10 protein-coding genes are annotated in these 18,516 nt (G+C 39.4%); 4 read left to right on the top strand and 6 right to left on the bottom strand.

All coding sequences use genetic code 11. The features are described from left to right. Positions 1-177 precede the first annotated feature (177 nt). Positions 178-1,569: an RNA-guided endonuclease TnpB family protein gene (locus L8106_RS20490; protein WP_039896816.1), complete on the bottom strand. Its 1,392-nt coding sequence runs from the start codon at positions 1,567-1,569 to the stop codon at positions 178-180. 52 nt (positions 1,570-1,621) lie between these two features. On the opposite strand from L8106_RS20490, the gene tnpA reads away from it, so the two are divergent. Together tnpA and L8106_RS20480 are read left to right on the top strand one after the other, a co-directional pair. Continuing rightward, a complete protein-coding gene (tnpA, locus tag L8106_RS20485) occupies positions 1,622-2,062 on the top strand; it encodes an IS200/IS605 family transposase (protein ID WP_009786353.1) in 441 nt (146 codons plus the stop codon). Positions 2,063-2,227: 165 nt separating this feature from the next. Beyond that, entirely contained in the window at positions 2,228-2,599 is a 372-nt protein-coding gene (locus L8106_RS20480) for a helix-hairpin-helix domain-containing protein (RefSeq protein WP_009786352.1), read from the top strand. A gap of 12 nt (positions 2,600-2,611) precedes the next feature. Here L8106_RS20480 and L8106_RS20475 read toward each other — a convergent pair whose 3' ends face one another. Further along, positions 2,612-3,913 carry an RNA-guided endonuclease TnpB family protein gene (locus L8106_RS20475; RefSeq protein WP_039896830.1) on the bottom strand — a complete coding sequence of 434 codons (1,302 nt, stop codon included), beginning with the start codon at positions 3,911-3,913 and terminating at the stop codon, positions 2,612-2,614. A gap of 228 nt (positions 3,914-4,141) precedes the next feature. Between L8106_RS20475 and L8106_RS33840 the strand changes: the two genes are divergently transcribed. Then, on the top strand, positions 4,142-4,666 hold the full coding sequence (locus L8106_RS33840) for an ATP-binding domain-containing protein (RefSeq protein ID WP_009786350.1): 525 nt from the start codon (positions 4,142-4,144) through the stop codon (positions 4,664-4,666). Between the two features lie 26 nt (positions 4,667-4,692). On the opposite strand, the gene L8106_RS20465 is transcribed toward L8106_RS33840, so the two are convergent. The 3 genes from L8106_RS20465 to L8106_RS30870 all read right to left on the bottom strand — a co-directional run bounded on the left by L8106_RS20465 (position 4,693) and on the right by L8106_RS30870 (position 13,387). Then, on the bottom strand, positions 4,693-10,014 hold the full coding sequence (locus L8106_RS20465; RefSeq protein WP_009786348.1) for an ATP-binding protein: 5,322 nt from the start codon (positions 10,012-10,014) through the stop codon (positions 4,693-4,695). A gap of 350 nt (positions 10,015-10,364) precedes the next feature. Continuing rightward, on the bottom strand, positions 10,365-12,611 hold the full coding sequence (locus L8106_RS20460; protein ID WP_009786347.1) for a hypothetical protein: 2,247 nt from the start codon (positions 12,609-12,611) through the stop codon (positions 10,365-10,367). A 536-nt stretch (positions 12,612-13,147) separates the two neighbouring features. Continuing rightward, a complete protein-coding gene (locus L8106_RS30870) occupies positions 13,148-13,387 on the bottom strand; it encodes a hypothetical protein (RefSeq protein WP_071941429.1) in 240 nt (79 codons plus the stop codon). Positions 13,388-13,793: 406 nt separating this feature from the next. On the opposite strand from L8106_RS30870, the gene L8106_RS20455 reads away from it, so the two are divergent. Further along, the gene (locus L8106_RS20455; RefSeq protein WP_156803770.1) at positions 13,794-16,322 is read left to right on the top strand and encodes a hypothetical protein; all 2,529 of its coding nucleotides are present in this window, start codon (positions 13,794-13,796) and stop codon (positions 16,320-16,322) included. A 146-nt stretch (positions 16,323-16,468) separates the two neighbouring features. Here L8106_RS20455 and L8106_RS20450 read toward each other — a convergent pair whose 3' ends face one another. Then, the gene (locus L8106_RS20450; protein ID WP_009786344.1) at positions 16,469-18,514 is read right to left on the bottom strand and encodes a hypothetical protein; all 2,046 of its coding nucleotides are present in this window, start codon (positions 18,512-18,514) and stop codon (positions 16,469-16,471) included. Positions 18,515-18,516 lie beyond the last annotated feature (2 nt).

Genomic DNA, 18,516 nt, shown 5'->3' with positions numbered 1-18,516 from the left:
GAAAACTGTTGAAGTTTTGAGAAAATTAGGGGCGGTAATTCACCCCGGCAATCTCTTAAATTATTCCTCTCCCCTCCTCAAAAGAAGAAGGGCTTGAACGGAGAAATAAAACTCGCAGTCAGCCGATAAAATTCCCAAAATTATTGAGAGTTTATGGTGATGTACCACACACTGACGCTATGCTTTCAGTGTGGGCTTCTGATGCTCAAATAGAGCGTTCAAAACTTCCTTCGAGGTACTATTAGTGGTAGATGAAACTACCACAGGATTCCCTTTACGGCGTTTTATAGTCGGGAACACATCCAGCCCAACTCGCTTTATATTGATTGAAGCATTTACGTCTCTATCAATATAAAGCTTTAATCCCTCATCAAAATCAAATCGCATATTCCGGTCAGTAAACACAAAATCATCTCGATAAGAAAGGATTTGAGATGTGTAATTTGGTTTGACTTCAATAACACTGGCGTTAGCTTTTGCGGCTACCTGTCCCAGTAATTTAAAGAACTGACCAAAAGCAGCATCTAGCCAAGACTTATTAAGTCCCGACTTCGATGATTGACCATTCGGTAAAAACCCGCCATCCCCATCTGATAGAGGAGCGTTACGGCGAGTCAAGCCTCTGAGATTCAGTTCCTCGTGGAAAAAGACTTTTTTGCCTGTATTCACAAGTTTATGAGCAGTTTTATACTGAAAGTCTTTACGACTTCGAGCTATTTGTTGATGAATACGGGCTTCTCTTTTTGCTAGTTTACGTCTGGCTTTACTTCCTTTTTTCCGCTTGTTCTTCCGTTGAGAAGTTTTGGTTAATCTGTCTTGATTTCGACGAAGTGGCTTGAGTGATGGAAGTTTCTCACCTTCGGATGTCGCCAAATAAAAGTCTCTATCTAGAACGGCATCCAGCCCTATTGAATTATCCCAGGTAGAAGTAATACTATCTGGGATAAATTCGGGCACAGACTTATCTTCTAGACTTAGGTTGCAATACCAACCATCAGCCTTCTTGGTAATTGATAACTGCTTTAAATTTGTACCGTTCGGCAATGGTCTATGTGTTCTCAATCTAATTAAGCCAATTTTTGGAACGTTAACAAACAACCATTTGCCGTTAACAGTACAGAACTTCAACCAAGAATTGTCAGCATTAGGGAAACTTAATGTCCGATATCTAGCAGCATTTTTGAATCGAGGTTTCCCACTTCTTTTGCCGTTTTTGTTGCCTACTAGAAATCTGTTAAAAGCATTTTTAACTCTTGCACAAACATCTTGCAAAACAGTTGAATAAACCCCCGTAAAATCCAGTAATTTTCCTGACCAACCAACCTTAACCAAGTCTTCTTTGATAACAGGAAGTTGTTTCTTTTGATTGTAGAAATTAGGTTGGTCTTTAAGTTCGGGTAAATGACAAATCAACGGACAGGCATTAACAGCACATTTGTTTTGTTCCCACCAGTTAAAACGCTCACCCAACATCCGGTTGTACCAGTATCGACAGACTCTTAACCAATCATTTAGCGTATTGGTTTGTTCGGTTTCTGGATATAGTCGATATTGGTAGGTGTACTTCATCAGTGTCAGGTTTTAAGCTACACTGATTATAGCAGGCAATAGCAGGTAGCTCATGAAGAATGATTTTTTCTCAAAAGGTCGGTCTGTCTCTGACCTTAAGGCTCATCTTGTCTTGACAACGAAATATCGGCGCAAAGTCTTTACTGGCAAGATAATTGAACGTTTACATGATGTTTTTGAGAGTCTGCTTGAACAGCAAGAATGTAAGCTTGTCAGCTTTGATGGGGAAAAAGACCATGTTCATCTGTTGTTTCAATATCACCCAGACATCCATTTGAGTAAGCTTATTAACTCCTTAAAAAGCGTTTCGAGCCGAAAAATAAGAGTAGAATTTGGTGAACACTTAGCCAAAACCTACTATAAAAAACCCGTACTGTGGAACAGTTCTTATTTCATAGCGAGTTGTGGTGGTGTTACTATTTCTACTCTTAAAAAATATATTGACCAGCAGAACACTCCTGGCTGTGAGGAACAAGGTGTGGTGCAAAATTAATCCCACGCTCACGCTTCGCTTTAAGACGTGGGGCTTCTTTTGCCGGAAGCTAAACCCGCCACCCTCACCGGAATGGAGAAATATTTGGGAAGCGGTTTAATTAGAGGGGTTGGCCCGGTTACAGCTAAACGAATCGTCAATCACTTTGGATTATAAACCTTAGATGTGATTGAAAACCACCTCGAACGTCTAACCGAAATTAAAGGCATCGGCAAAAAGCGAATTAAGCAGATTAGTCAGGCTTGGGAACAGCAAAAGGCGATTAAAGAAGTAATGGTATTTCTCCAAGGTCATGGGGTTTCCACCGTTTACGCAACCAAAATTTATAAATGTTACGGTCACGAAGCAATTGAAACCGTTACGAATAACCCCTACAAATTAGCCGAGGATATTTATGGCATCGGTTTTATCTCTGCCGATACAATTGCTAGAAATGTCGGTATTTCCCCTTGGTCAAAATTTCGCTACAAAGCTGGAATTCTCCATACTTTAACTCAAGCGACCGCCGATGGACATTTTGAGTTCTCCAGGCTTTAAAAAACCTGGATTCTAAGCGGAATTGCTACTCAGATTAAAATCTGCTTCGCAATACTGCTTACGATACGATCTAGAAAGACTACCTAGAAAATATCGATGTGGGAGACTCAACACTCCCCTAACAACCTTAGCTAAGTGCTGTGTTGATACTTTTGATTTTCGGATTATATTGGCAGCACCATTACAGTCCGCATTAATTAATTGACCTCTAGAACCTCTAAACAAACCTCTTTGAACTCGCTTTCCTGATGAAGTCCACCCTATGGGTTTCTCACCAAATGTAGGTAGAATATCACTATCTAAGAAACTGGCTTTTGAGGTATAAGATTCTTCAGTCTCGATAAACTCTATCCCGTGTTGTTCACAAAGTTGAGCCGTGGATTTTAGTTTTGCAGTGGGAATCTGTACAAAAGACTGGTTATTCTTCTTGCCCATATTGATACTGTCTTTATGGCGCTGATTCCATCCAAATACAATGGTTGAAACCTTATTCTTGAGACACCAGTTAATGATAAACCTTGCGGCTTTATTAACATTGTCACGCATCTGACGATTGCGCTTTTCGGTAATAGATGCAAGATGTTCATCCCAGTAACCTTGCTCCTTCCCAGTCTTTAACTGAGCAACCTGCTTGTTATACCATTGATTTTGGGATTTCACCTTTTTGCCATCAATGATGAACGATTTACCTGTCGTACTAACGCAAGTTAGCCAGTTATTCAATCCCGGATCGATCCCAAGTATGTGTTCAGATTGTTCAACTTGTTTGACTTCTGACTGTTCGTAGACAAACTCTAGGTAAAAACTATTGTTGCGCGGAATAAACCGAAACTCTTTGATAGCATTAAAGCTCAAATTAGTGGGCATAGGCAACGTAAAGCTATCAATCCCAAACCAGGCTTTTACTTGCTTACCCAATGAAAATTGTAAATGACCATCGGTTAACTTTACCCATCGTTTTGGATAGCTTACAACTGCTAGACCCCCTTTCTTTCTGTATTTTGGAAGCTTAGGCTTATTGGTTAATTCCCCTCGCTTGTACATTCTAATTAGTTTCTTGTAAGAGTTGAACGATTCAACCACGCCATGCAAAGTTTGTTGAGCGCAAGCTGACCTTAAAGCTTTAAAATGCGGGTTATTTTTTAACCTTTTATCAAGGTCATACTTCGATAAGAAGTGATTCGCCTTGAAAAACATCTGGCGACATAAATAAATTCCGCAATTTATTAGCTTGTTGGATTCTGAGCAGATATACTCAAGTATCGCTGCTACTTCTTGGTTGCTATTAATTAAGTGTTGTTGACATCCGTACAATCTCATCACCTCCTGTAGATATAATACCAATAAACAGTATTGAAAATCAGAGGGGAAAATAATGGCAGGTTAAAACAGTAGCGTGTCGTTATTCAACCAGTCGTTAAAACGAACTGGCTAACTTCCTCCCGTGTTATTTAAGGTTTTCTGCCCTTAAGCGAACTGGTCGAACAGTTTATCCCCGGTCTGGGCTTGATCCCGACTTCGGACTTGCAAGTGCTTTGTCCGATGACGAGAGGATTGTTGGGAACCCGCAACCTCAATAGAGTCTTGCAAGAACTGATCAACCCTCCCTCACCCCATAAAAATGAGGTGGTTCGGGGCGCGAGTATTTTTCGTGAAGGCGATACGCCTGACGGCACGCTCCGCGAACGCGTTATCCAATTAACCAATGATTATAAACGGGAAGTCTTTAACGGGGACTTGGGGATTATTCAAAGTATTGATACCACCGAACAAGAAATGGTGGTTGGTATTGGCGAACGCCTTGTCACCTACGACTACGCCGACTTAAATGAAATTGCTTTGGCTTGGAGTATTTCCATCCACAAAAGTCAGGGTAGCGAATATCCGGTGGTAATTCTTCCTCTGTTTATGCAGCACTATAGCAATGCTGAATCGAAACCTACTCTATACCGGATTGACCAGGGCGAAGAAATTGGCAATTGTGGTTGGAAGCAAGAAAGCCATATCCATTGCCGTTCGCAACGAAGGTCAGCGACGTTATACGAAACTGCAAGACAAACTTGTTGAACTTCGGTGCATAACGATTGACTAGACTACTGGTTGAAATCGAATGAATTTGCTAAAGAACTAGCTATCTGATTGGCTAGTGTTCTTGCTCCTACTGCATCAATCTCCTGTAAATGGCTCAACAAAGTTTTCAAACCGTTAAGTCGAGGTTGTCTCTCTATTATCCAAGCACGATCTAAATTCCACAGTTCAGCAATAAGTTTAACTAAAAGTTCACTTTCTTCCTTCCTAATATTAGGTAAAAGTTCCGGCTTTTCAATGAGTATTTTGAATAGCAAGCGGCGGAACTGTCTGTAATTCATTGATTGGCTAACACGATACAATTTTATTCTCAACTCTCGCTCGGTCAATAATACTTCTTTAAATTGTTTTAAAAACTCCAGAAGCCATTGTTCTGCTTGAGTGGCTTTCTCAAGATTATTTTGTGACCACTTCCATAGTAGATCGATCAATTTTTCCCATACATCCCTGGCTCTACCCAAAAACCGCAGATTTGACTTTTCTTGATTTTTAAGGTCAAAAAGATATTCTCCAATTGCAAAGGCTGTATATTTTCTAAATGATTGGTCAATTCTCTCTGAATAACTGTTCCGATCAATGCAGTTATTCAAAACATCGACAAAATAATCTAAAAGAATGCAATCCGTTAGATTTACAGCATTTAGAACTTGGAGAATTACATCAATTCGAGCGGTTAAGTCAGAAGAACTTGACCCAATCACTATTGCATCTATTAATTGAGATTGAGACGGGGATAATTCTGTGTCTACGGAATTATCTCCATTGTCTTCTTGAGCAATTTTATTGTCTATATAAAAAGTTGCCCTTTCGTGAAGCAAAGCAGAAAGCACTTGTTTGAGTAATAAATCAATGAAATCCCGTTCTCTCTCGTTCTTTGGTTTTACTTGTAGGACTGGAATCAATGCTGCTGCTAAGAAATCCCAGTTCAAGTCATTGTGTAACCAGTCAGGTTTTTGTTGCAGAGATTGGACAAGTATTTCTGGAGTCCATTTAAAAGCATCAGTTAAAGAAATTGCAGAAAAAGTTTTCTCCTCAAACTCATTTTGCAAACTAGACCAGGCTTCTTCAATTTCAGGATCTTTTCGTTGGCTTATTTCTTCATCAATAAATTCGGGACGCGGAACTAGATAAGATCCATCTGGGTTAGCAGAACTTTGGATGACCTTAGTATAGGATACTACAGAAGTCAGAGAAATGAGACGAGCGATTCTGGGGGCAATATTAATCAGTTCTTGGGTGAGCTTATGCTCTAGCCCATATTCTCTTATCCACGATCGCATAAAAGCAGATGTATCACAATTACGAACCCCAATAAGGCAACGGAAAGCAGATGCTCGAAGTAATGTTTCAGATGAGCATCTTCGCAGAAGCTTAGGAGCAGCATGAGCCAAAAAAGCTTGGGCATCTATATGGTAATCCTGACAACGATTGCCGTCATCTAAACTGATTTTTAATTGGGAAAAGTCACTAGCATAGTCAGTAATATAGCTATCCAATTCTTCGTTTAAATCATCGATTGGAGGTTCTAGAATAACAGCAATTGTTGCCCAGATTACATCTATAAAATTTTTCTCTTGAAAATGTTCTCGTAGAGACGTAAGCTGTTCTTCACTTGTTAGCAGAGTAACAAAGTCCATATGTAATTCCCGTGTCTTTTGCAATTCACCATCTAGAATTTGTCGGCACATCATTATAATGTTGAAATACGGAAGATTCCAAAGTGCAGATTCAGACTGAGTATCAACTTCAGGATTTTGAGCCTGAGTACCAATGAAGCGAAAATTCTGTTCTCCATACTCATTCTCTTCTAACAACCAATTTTTCAGATCGAAGTAAGCTCGGATTTTTAATGCACGATCCTGACTAACCTCTGGAATCAAATTAAGCTGATTATTATCCCAGTCTTCTAAAATTTCAGATTTTGCATTAGAAGGAATGTCTCCCTTTAACCACATTCGGAGTATGATGTCTAAAAGGGGAATTTTTCGGTGATATAGCTGATGAAATTCAACTAAATCTTGAGATTCCTTCCCCGACATTCGGCTTAATTGTAATGCAAAATCTTGTCCTTTATCTATCTCTTCAAACTCCAACCATACAAGAAGTTGTAGTGACGAAAGTAGAGGTAGTAAGGAATCTTTTAAAAGATTGGGATCGCATTTAGCCAGCGAAATGAGTACCCCAAGCATTGCAACAGTATCAGCACGCTCAAAGATAATTGATATAGAACGTTCGAGTTCTGCTTTAGTCGGACGACTGTAGAGCCATCCCTCTAGGGTCATTAAAAAACAAGCGACAGTATGTGATGACGAAGGATACTTGCGATGCCAATATAAAGCATGACGACCGCCTTTGAAGTGTTTTCTCTGGTCGCCAATCAGTAAAATTACCCCATCAGTATCAGTTTTGGGATTTCCTTCCAGTCTATTTTTTTTCCAGCGATGTTCATGCCAATAATCTGTGGCAACATTACAAAGGGTTACAATAACATCAATGGCAAGAACTTCATTAATTTCGAGGAGAGAGAGGAGCGGAATAAACTTGAATGTACAGACATCAATATCGTACTTTCCTTCTGTTCTAAGGGAATCAATTGGATCGGATTCATTATTGAATTCATAACGATAAGTTGGTTGGGAAATGGTCAGTGCAAGAAGTAATTCAGCACCGATTTTTGGATTAACGCGAACTACAAAATTAAGATATAGACCTTCTTGCTTGAGCATAAATTTGCGAAAGCACTTATTTACTTTTCCTGATGGCCCTTTTGGATGTGGTGGCTCAAGTACACCTACATGAGATCCACTGGAAAAAAGAACAGTTTCAGTCGGTTCTAATCTATTTGCTGGAATAATTTCTCGCCCCGCTAGAACTCTCAAAAACCAGGCTGAACGTTCTGGAATAATCCGGAGTGCAAAAACTATACAGGCGAAAGCATTGGATGAAAAATCACCTAAATAGTATTGTTTTTTATAGGCGGGAAAAGATAACGTTCTTTCATGTCCTAATTCGATTATCTGGCTTAGTTCTTCCCAACTATCAATTTGTGCTTCGGGTTCAGGAGCAGGGGGATCAGGCTCGGGTAATAATATTATTTGTAGCAAGTTGAGGACAAACTCTGCAACCTCACATCGAAGTGAAAACTTTTGAGCGTGTTCACTCCAATTTAGCCAAGCCTCAGCCGCTTTGAAAACTAAACAAGATTCCTCAATTACAGTTTGTGGATTTTGAGATAAGAGCCATTGCCACACGGGTTCCCACAAATGTGCTTTTGGAATTCCGGTTATACGTTCCTGTGACATAAGCCTTTCGCTTGCGGACATTGATTGGAAAACTCCAAAGTAATCATCAGTTGGCTTAGTTGCGATCGCTAACAAACGACAGAGGAGACGGTCAATGAAAAAGGGGAGGTGTTCGCCGCAACAGTGTTGAAAAATACAGTTGCCTTTTCGACTTAAGATCGCACCGTCGAGAAGTAAGTCAATCAGTTGTAGGTGATTGCTTTCTTTTGCTTCTTGAAGCAATTCCTGCCATGTTTCAGTTTTTTCTGATTCCATCGCAAGATCCAAAGCAAACCAGCGTACTGGCTGCGACCAAAGAGGATTTTTCAACTTGTCTGCAAATTCACTAACTTCTACTTCACGACGTTTCCCTAGAAGATAGCGAAACCTTGCACAATCTCCTACAAAACGGTGTGTGACAGCTACTCTTTCTTCTACAACTCGAAGACAATCTCGCCGTACCAGAGTATTTAGGACTTTGGGATCAATCTCAGAATCATAGAGAGATAAATCGGGAGTAAATTTATTGGCTAATAAAATCGCTGTTTTAATTAGGACGCGGCTTTCTTCACTGCCTTTCCTCCAATTCTCTACATGATGATGCCAAAACCAAGCGAGTAGATCTAAGTCATTTTTGAAGGATGAAATATCGATATTATCCCGTTGAACGCTACTAATTAGCCTGTCAAGAAGCTTCAGGTTTAAAGCGGGTCCAAACTCATCAGCACGCTCGATCAACTCCGCAATTGTGCCTGGTAGCTCATTACATGACTGAAGATCGTTTATAGGTAATTGGGGAAGTCTAACAACATTAACCGAAATTTCGGCATCAAGTCGAGCATCAATTTCTTCACGAATTCGGCGTTCGGCATCTAAATGGGCAACCAGGACAAACCGCACATCAGATGTATGACTTGTTAACCCATTTTGCAACAAATTAAAGACACAATCAAAACTTTGCTTATCAACATCACTCAAGTCATCTATGATAATGAGCGGTTTCTCAAGAATTTGAGCGTTCAAGAGTTCATCAATACGTCTTGTATCTCGCCTAGATGTAGAGTCTGGGGTTTCTGTAAACGAAAGAATATCGGACGGATGGAAAAACAAACTTGTATAGTCTTGAAACCTGGTTTGCATCGCTTGCTTGCAAAGTGCCGATTTTCCCGCTCCCGACGAACCGATAAGGAGGGTTATCTGTTTGTTGAGTACAGATTTTTGTAGCTTTTCAAGTTGATCGGTTCTGGGTAGAGATAAACTACCACCGAGTGTATGTCGAACGCAACGAAGTTGATAGCGTGATTGGCTGAATAATCTTGCTAGTGTTGCTCGAAACGCTTTCAAGCTTTTATCATTTATGAGTTCCCGCCATATAAGAGTGCTTATACGCTCAGAAGATAAGCCTGAACCTAGTTGAAGAAGATAGCCCAACCATAGTCCAATAGTTGTTTCTGTATCTTCATCTCGTGAAAGATTCTCTAATTCTGTCATTAACTCGGTTCTGGGATCAGAAACAAGCTCATAACTGACACGGTTTTTGAATAAATTAAGATTGTGTACTTGATCTTTTTTTGATTTGGGGTTCCATTCACTGATAACTTTTTCAGGGTTATTGTGATTTGAAGACTTACCTGAGATGATAAAATTTAGGTGTTCTACTAAGGTAGGTGTATGCTCAAATGCCAGGTTAAAAATTTCCCAAAATTCTTCCATTGCTTGACTAATTGTGTCGCCTGAAAGAGTTCGTTTGACTTGTGTTAAAGTCACAACTGTTCCCGATTCAGTAATATCTGAAAGAGCTTCGGCAAGAATTTCATGGGCTGTATTTACATCTTGACGCTCTGCTTGAGATGCTTTTTTCCATCGACGAACAATTTTCAGCAGTGTTAAATGGAATTGGTAATCAAATCCGCTTAAAGCCCACTTCCCTCCCATGGCTCGTTTAGGTTGGCATTCTTCCCAAGCACTTCTTAGTTCCTGAAGTTGAGAAAACAGATGAAGTGAGGAGGCTGCGATAGTTTGGCTTGTTGTTCCTCTATTAACCATGCCCAACTCTTCCTCAAAAATACTGGCATTTTTTGTTAAGAGTATTCATTATAATACGGAAAGATTAAAAAGTCAACAAAAGGGCTTTGATCTAAAAATCAAGGTGTTCAATACCGCTTTTAAAAGAAAATTTTTATAATTTTATCTCTTGCATAGAGATGCTGCAACGTTACCTCTAATTTTTTCTATAAATTCAAGAGAAATTAGGGGGATAAAAATAAATCGATCCGGCTCAACCACGCCAAGCTTCCGCCTCAAAAAGAAAAAAATAGCGATACTATTTTGTATCGCCAATCGAGTTAAAGTCTTCAATTAGGTGTGTAGATTTTCGGGAGTATCAACTGTTAAAATTACCGCAATAAACTCAAAGCTTCCGTTTGATTGCTGCGTTCTACTTGTTCAACAACCTGCATCCAATCTCGTCTGAATTGAGTTAATTCTAACACCGAACCAAATTCATCAGGCCAGATATCAGAAGCAACTTCTTGTAAGAAAATTTGCCATTCATCTTTAACACCTTCAGCCCGTAACACCCGATCTACAAACTCCTCAACAATTGCAAAACCCGCTTGGCTTGGCTCTTTCAAAAGAGTTTTTAGCTCTTTTTCACAGTTATTCACCGCCTCCGCTTGTGCTTTCTGCAAATTATCTCGGATTTTCTCAGTAGAACTCATTACCCCGATAGGAATTGCTTGCGTCCAAAAATCATCCAATTTATATTTAGTTCGATTGGGCGTTAACACATCTAAATACTTGCGAATTCGATGTTGAATTAATCCGCGATACTGTAAATCAAAAGTGGCTAGAGTTTCAAATCCTAACCGCAGTCCCTCTAAATTGTCTGGAATCTTTACAGCGATCACTTTCAAAAACTCGCTTCCTTGACAATCCTCAGCTAATTTTCCTAACTTACCTTTGCTAATTAAAATCTGAACCACACGAGATTTAGCCGTTTCGAGAGAGTGCTTCAAAGCATCATCTAAATCCAAGAATTGCTTTGATAAATGAGTCCGAACTTCATGTAAACATTCTGCATAAGCACTTTGGTAAGCACCCGCAGCATAATTTTTTTGCTCAATCTCTGCCAAACTTGGAATCCCCGGCTTAGAACGACAATTTTTAATCGCCGCATCAACCGCAGTTTTAAAATTGGCATCATCAGTATCCCGCTCAGAAATCATTGATGAGAGCAGTTTTTCTAGTTCTTGAGTTAAATTTTTCCACAAACTTCCAAACAGTTTTAAGAACTCGGGAAACCAGTCATTACTTGAACTGACTTTCCAAGCCTGTTGAGCTTTGTTGAGTTCGATATTGAGACTTCTTTGAATTTGAGCGATTCGCTCTTGACAAGCCGAAGCATATTGACGATCTAAAACTTCGATTCTTTGGGTTAAATAACTTAAAAATCGGTCTAAAATTGCAGTTTTTGATTCTTGAGCATCCGCACAATCAGCAATAATCACATCCTGAACATTGATGTGTTTATCCTGAATGGCTTCCGCCAAACTTTGACAATTCTTGTAATTATCAGTAATTCCTGAACTCTTAACATGATTTAGCACCATGAAAGACCATTCACGAATCGGCAAATCAGTTAAAGCCGTATTCGCCATATCATAAAGTTCTACATCTTCTTTCGCCCAAAAATCCCCCGTAGATTTGGGCATTCGCACGAACAAAACCGCATCAATATCCTGTCCTAAAGTTTTAATCATGCGTTCGGTGTCACCAATGCCCGTATCTCCCAAACCGGGCATATCTACTAACGCAATTTGTCCGATATCTGGGTTGGGAAACGGACAAACAATTTTAACTTCTCGAACGGCCAGATATTTAAAATAAATTCGCCGCCTGTCTATTGTATCTTGAGCAACATATTCTCGAATTTCATGTTGCGAAATCCGACGCGGAGAAGGTTCCGATAGACAACTAAAGTATTTAGGAAGATAAAGATGATATTTGAGAAGATGCTCATATTTAGCAAATGCTAAAGCTTGGTTTTTAAGCTCTTGAGGGAGTTCTGGTAATGGAGAATCTGCAAATTCTTGAATAGAGTTGGGTCTTGAACCCAGACGAAGCTGCTCATAATAGGGAGTAATGACTTCATCCAAAAAAGTCCGTTCGGTATGGAAGAAAACTTCACCATAAGTTTCTACATCGGGATTATGATGAATGTTGCTGCGAACGCCTGTGCAGTGTTGGTCGTCACCGTCAGGAATTTCCTCAGCCGAAAGCCCTGTCAAGCTTTGCAGCAAGCGGCTTTTACCCTGTCTGGCTCGACCGACAACTCCGATGTTGAGGGTATTGCGGGAAAATCTTGCTTTGAGATTATTCAGCACAGATAACTCATCGGTGATGCTTCTTTGAATTGATGTACAATCAATTTCTCTGAGCCTACCTACGGTACTGGAGTCATCAACCCGAGTTAGTAATTGATCCCGTTGCTTTTCAAGTTGATTGAGCGCAACTGATAAAGTTTTTAGATTACTTTCTACACGTTCAATTCGTTGTGCAAGTGGGCGACGTTTCTGAAGAATTTGGATGATTTGATTTGCTCTGAAGGTGGCTCCGTTGTTGAGTTGAGCGGCTAGTACCATGAGTTTTAAACCTAGTCGTGTTTACCGAGAATTGGATTACTGACCGAAAACAATTTAATGTTTACCTGAATTGGGGTTGACCTTGAAAAACCGCGAGAATTCGTTTTGGGGTTGAGTTGTTGACCTCTGACGGGGTTGAGTGCATCTCTACTCTCAAGATTAAACTTGAAAAGCTACAGATAGCAATGTGGAAATTACTGATCTTTGAGATCTTTTTTGAATCATGCAGGTGCATTTTTCTCCGTATAAATACGTATATTCGGCATCAAACCCAGATGGGCTATTCTTCCCCGTCAATTCTTGAATAAAAAATCACTCATTTTTTCAATCTATTCTTCAAACCCAGTGATGCTGTATGTATATCTCGGAGAACTTGATGAATATATCTATTGTTATGGCGGTTTCGTGATCGTTGAGTTTTCTTCGGGTTCAGTCTTTATTTCAAAACTTTATTCAACTTGTCTGCATTAATAAAATTCTCACAAGAAGCTGGATGAGCCAAACGGCGATCGCACCCTCAAAAGTAGAATATGGGATTAAGTTCGGGTAGAATTTGACATGAATTCCCTCACATTTTGATAGGTGTAGATTAACTCTTGATTCGAGATTTGTCCGGCCAGAATTTGCGGCAGTGTCGATTTTCCCACGCCATTGGCACAGACTGGTGCCACGCGATCGCATTTGGCAAGGCTTAACTGTACATTTTTGAATAACCTGCGGTCTGGTCGAAATTCATGGGTTAAGTTATCAGCCAACAAATAGGGCTGTTTTGGCATACTGATGACCTGGAAGTGATCAAATCTGGAAGCTGTGAAGCGGAAATGGAGAACTTTAGATTGAGGGGTTTGGAGTCGTGGGCGATCGCCGATTATTTATGTTAATTATTCCAATTATTTTTGATTAATTTAATGATTATTTATTCAATATTTTTGTGTAATTCATAACCTATCATGGATTGGGCTATCGGTTCAGTAATTTTACGGATAACAATCCTTTTTTTGATTCTCATAAAATTATCAAATTTCCGTAATTGCCTCATTGATATCTAAGGTTTTTCAGCTTAATATGGAGAGTAGATCTTGAAATAAACTTATGTTTATTGGTACTGCCAGTATCCCGATTTTTAATTTCAAATTAGAAAGATATAGAGTTAACCAATGAGCGACGAATTGGAGCAGTAAAATGTCAAAATCGCTTCCAACTCCCGAAGAATACTACCGTATAATGTTTGGTCTTGATGATCAGACTCTAGTTGCCAAAGACTCTTCATTTCAAACCGTGTTTAATAATGATTTATCTTCGGCAAACCTATCGGAAAATGTTTGTGAAAACGAGAAGGATAAATTTATTGAAAATTGGACATATATTTTTCGAGATAAAATTTACACATCCGAGAATAAAGAATATTTAGTGTATGTGCTTGAATGTTTAAAGTCTAAGAACAAGTCTATTAACATTCATAGATTGGAAAAAGACTTGATGTATTTAATAAGTTTGGCACTACATAAAAGGAATCAGCTTTTATTTAGTTTTCCAGTATCACCTGTTGCTCTAGGTATTTTATCAATCCTCTACTATACACACCTACCACCAGAAGCAAGGTATCCTGAAATTAATCAATCCTTGTTTGCCAAACGAGGTTTTATCATTTGGGTTCGCCCTAAAAATAATGGTCAAATCTTAAAACTGACTACCACTAAAGAATTTAATTTTAATAATGAGTATACTGACTGCAATATAAGAGATCGACTCACTTGTTTACCCGCATATCAGTTTGATGAGTTATCCAAAAGCAAGACTCTAAGGGCTGTTATGGTGCGATCGCTTTCGGAAGCAACTGAATTATTGAAGCAGTCTCAATATTGCTCCTTTGTAGTTATTGATGATCCATCTGGATGTACACATCGTTCTCCTTATCAATATGGAAACGAAACTTTTAAACTAACCCAACTCTGTCAGAAAAAGAAAATTCCTTTGATCGGTATTGTTCCTCCTTGGGCAATGAAACATCTCGATTATCAAGAGAATAATAACTCTTCGGGAATTTTACTGTGGCCTGTGGATTTTTTTGCTTTACGTTCCTATCCAAAGGAACCTCGTCTTTTTAATCCTTCTAGTCAAAATCAGCATCCAATAGAGGAAAGTTTTTCTAAAATCGAAAGAAAACACCAGTCTCTCAGAGAAGCTCAAGTAATAATTAAAACTTTTAATTTTGAAACGGAAGACGAAGAAAAAATTGCTGACCTTTTTCGCGAATCATCAGAATTGTTAGTTAGTCTCGCTAAACAGTCTGAACTCCGTCGGGTTTGGGGAACGGGGTGGGAAATCTGGCGACATCTTTCGGCTCCGGTTTTGCCCTTTTACTTGCTTTGGGAAAAATTTATAGAAGGTGACATGAAACGATTGCAACTCGCAACTCAACAATCTAAAATCGATGAAGCACAACGTTTATATAGCGTTCTATCTTCACTAGCACTCCGACTGCGAAAAATTAAGCATAATCCCTTTATTTCAATTGTTGAATCTGCCAACCAAAATACAACGATAGGTGTAACTCATGCGGCACAAGCAAATGCTCTCGAATATTTCTTGAAATCAAGAAAAAATTATTTTTCCTCTTTTAAAGTTTTACCGCTCAGTCAAATTAGAGGCGAAAACTTGGGCGGAGACAAGTTGATTGTACTCGGACAGCCGAAAGCATCTAATCGGGATATATTACAAAAAACATTTTTCTCTGAAATAGATGTTTTGCTGTGGTCAGTTTTCGCCGGACAAGCAGAACGTTGGTGGATAAATTTGGAAGTAGATACTAGAAAATGGAATAAAAAAACCTGGATGGCATTAACAGAAGAAAAGACGGTAGGATGCTACGGTTTTAGCCCTCAGTCTTCTAACGTTAAAGTTATCCCTCAAGGAACAGTTCAACTCTATAAACAAATTAATTTTTTCAAACTTGAAGAAAGATTTTGTAGTTTAAGTCAAACGAGTTATGATTCCGAACTGGACAGTTATAATTATCAAAACTTAGAAGAATATTATGAGGTCAAATTTAAAGAGGGCTGGAAAATCAGAGTTCCACCTCAAAGTGAATTTTTAACACTACTCAGAGGACAAGTTCATATTGTAGCTGTTAATGAACTCAGTGCTGACATAAGAGTTGTTTTGTTTGATGGAATGAATCGTGATGCGTTATTTGCTCAGAAAGCCGGATTGCTTGACGATACTACAGTCAACTACGTTTATCGTGTGCAGCTAAATGCTTGGCGAGAGTTAGTTAAACAGCGGGTAAAAAAATTAGGTATGGAAAATATTTGTCGAGACATTACTGCTGAAACAGAATTTCCGATTGGTAGAGAAACAATTCAGTACAACTGGATGAACGGCAATGATCTTTTGAGCCTTCCCCGAAAAAAAGAGCATTTCTTTTGGTTTATTCCTCCACTTGTTCGTTCAAATTTTGAAGAATTTTGGGAAAAAGCAAACGACTTGAGAAATAAGCGAAGACAATTGGGACAAATTATTTCAACTTGCGCTCAAGAAGGATGGAAAAACCGAAAACCGGAGGAAATTATATTTCAATATCAGCAAGTGTCTATCACCGTTGGAGAACTGCGAGAAGCCATGCAGTTTTTAATTGTTCAGTCTCCTCCTAAACTTATTCATAATCCTCCGATATCTCCCTTTAATCGTCTTTTTAATTCCTGGGATTGAGAGCTTTTAAGAGTTGATACTAAATGAGTTAAATACAGCTTTTACCTGGTTTTCAGGAGTGTTAAAACCGGACTGAATAGAAAGTGGATGACCAATTCAGAAAATAACCATTGAGGCTTGGTCATCCCGCTAGATTTGCTTAACTTTTAATCCAGGTTGCTATCCCAAAAACCGATGAATTGTTCTCTGCCCACGATAGAAGATAGAGCGGGCCAAAGCGTTTTTTCCACTCCCTCCATGTCCGCACTAATTTGACCACCGTAAAGTAAAATACGGCTGAGAGCATTATTGAAAAGACGGCAAACCACCTCTGGCAACTGTAAGCATCCGGCGCAAGCCCCACCCAATCTTTCTTCACAGTCGGGATCGAACATACAATCACCACGCTCTTCCAATAGACTTTTGAAAGCTTGGTCTAAACGTTGCTCGAAGAAAGTTTTCAAGCCTCCTAATGAAAACTCTTGCAGGCGGTTAACAAAGATGATAGTTTGGTTGAGACTCAGCAAAAGATGCTCGGACAAAGCCGTTTCTCCGAAGCTACTTTGATCGGCGATCGCTTTAATTAAAAGATGGTTGGCGCTGTGGAGTGCCGAACTCACCAACCAGGGAATTAAAAAATTTGGAGAAGGATTATCATCAAAAGCGGGACCGCTACGGCTTGTAACCCGACTGTGATGTTCTAAAAGCCAAAGTGTCGGTTCGGGGATAGTAGTTGGATCTGGGGCTAAATTATTCGCATGGAGCCATTTAACAATGCGTTGGGCATCAAACTGAAAGAACAGTCCCTCGGTTTTGAGCTTATAAATAGGCATAGGTATCCAGTTTTCAGCAGGTTCATCACCAGCCAAATCGAAGTTTTTTCGGTCAAATGCCCATAAAACCGCCGCCTCTGGTTGGTGAGAAAGACGAGTATAGCCGTAGGCAATATGTAAAACAGGTAAGTCTTGAATCACCGTGATCTGATTAATTCCCAGACTCTTTCTCATCAAGTTTCCTGCGTCGGAAAGATTGTTACAAAAGAGAGAATTAATATTACCCAGGCGAGTGACAGCCTCATCTAAACTTTCACGCTGTAGATCCAAAATAACGGCGTAGTCACTGAGTTGTTCTCGCAGATTAATAGCATTATCTTGAGCCGTTGTCAAACTTTCTCGGCGATCGCGTGCCTCTTTTTCCGCCTCAACATCTCCTAACATATCCTTAGCATTTGAAGAAACTTTCGCGAGTGATTGTCTTAACTTGCCAACAATCGCCCCTCCCGCATCACTTTCTTTAACTTTTTTATTGTTGTCTAAGATGGTTTGGATTGTTGCATCATCTAAGCCACTTAGTTTTAATGTTTCAATGAGTTGCTTTAATTCTTTTTGGTTTTCCTGAGTTCCTTGACCAACAACCCCTATCATTTCTGTAAATTCAGAGAGATTTTGACTTTGAGCATTAAAGTAGCCCAGATGAATGGCTAAAAGAGTCTCAAGTGACTCTGGATAACCGAGAAATTTCTCAACATTTGAGGTGGGATTAATTCGAGAAATAGAATGAACCACCTGAAGCTTATTATCAGAAACATTTGTTAAAGTCATCATTTGATTGGGCGGCTTTCCCGTTTTGCTTTCTACAGAATCCACCACATCTGACCGCTTCATAAGAGAATTTTTGGACAAAGGACGGACAATTGTCGCTGCATGACTACATCCACTCATTTTACATCGCCAACGTTTTTGAGTTCCTCTTTCTAAAACTAAGTAATCTAAGCCGTGTTCCGAGCATTCAACTGGGGTTAATTGAATCATTGTGCCATCAGCATGGGCAAAAACGAAGGGGATTGCATTTAAAGTAGGATGTTGACAGCGATGACAAGGCGCTTCTTTATCGTCTCTCCATTTTTTCAGATAACGGATAGCTCCGCACTTTGCACATTCTCGAACTTCTAATTTTTTTCCATCAACTGATTGGGTCGTTACAAAAACACATTCTGCCGTATGATTTTCAAATCTCATCATCAGAGCATCTTTATGTTCCCAACGATAAACTTCTTGGCGAACAGCATCTTGTAATTTTTTCCCAATGTTATCAACTCGACGCGCAAAATGACGTTTAATTTCAATTGTTCCAACCGGAATAGTGGCTACACTTCCGGGTTCAAAACGGTGTAGAACTTGACCTTTAGAACGGGTGTAAGATGATTGATTCATAG

The organism is Lyngbya sp. PCC 8106, assembly GCF_000169095.1.
In the GTDB taxonomy this organism is placed as follows: Bacteria; Cyanobacteriota; Cyanobacteriia; order Cyanobacteriales; family Microcoleaceae; genus Capilliphycus.
The sequence above is the reverse complement of the archived record's forward strand: the minus strand, read 5'-3'. Positions and strand labels throughout refer to the sequence as shown.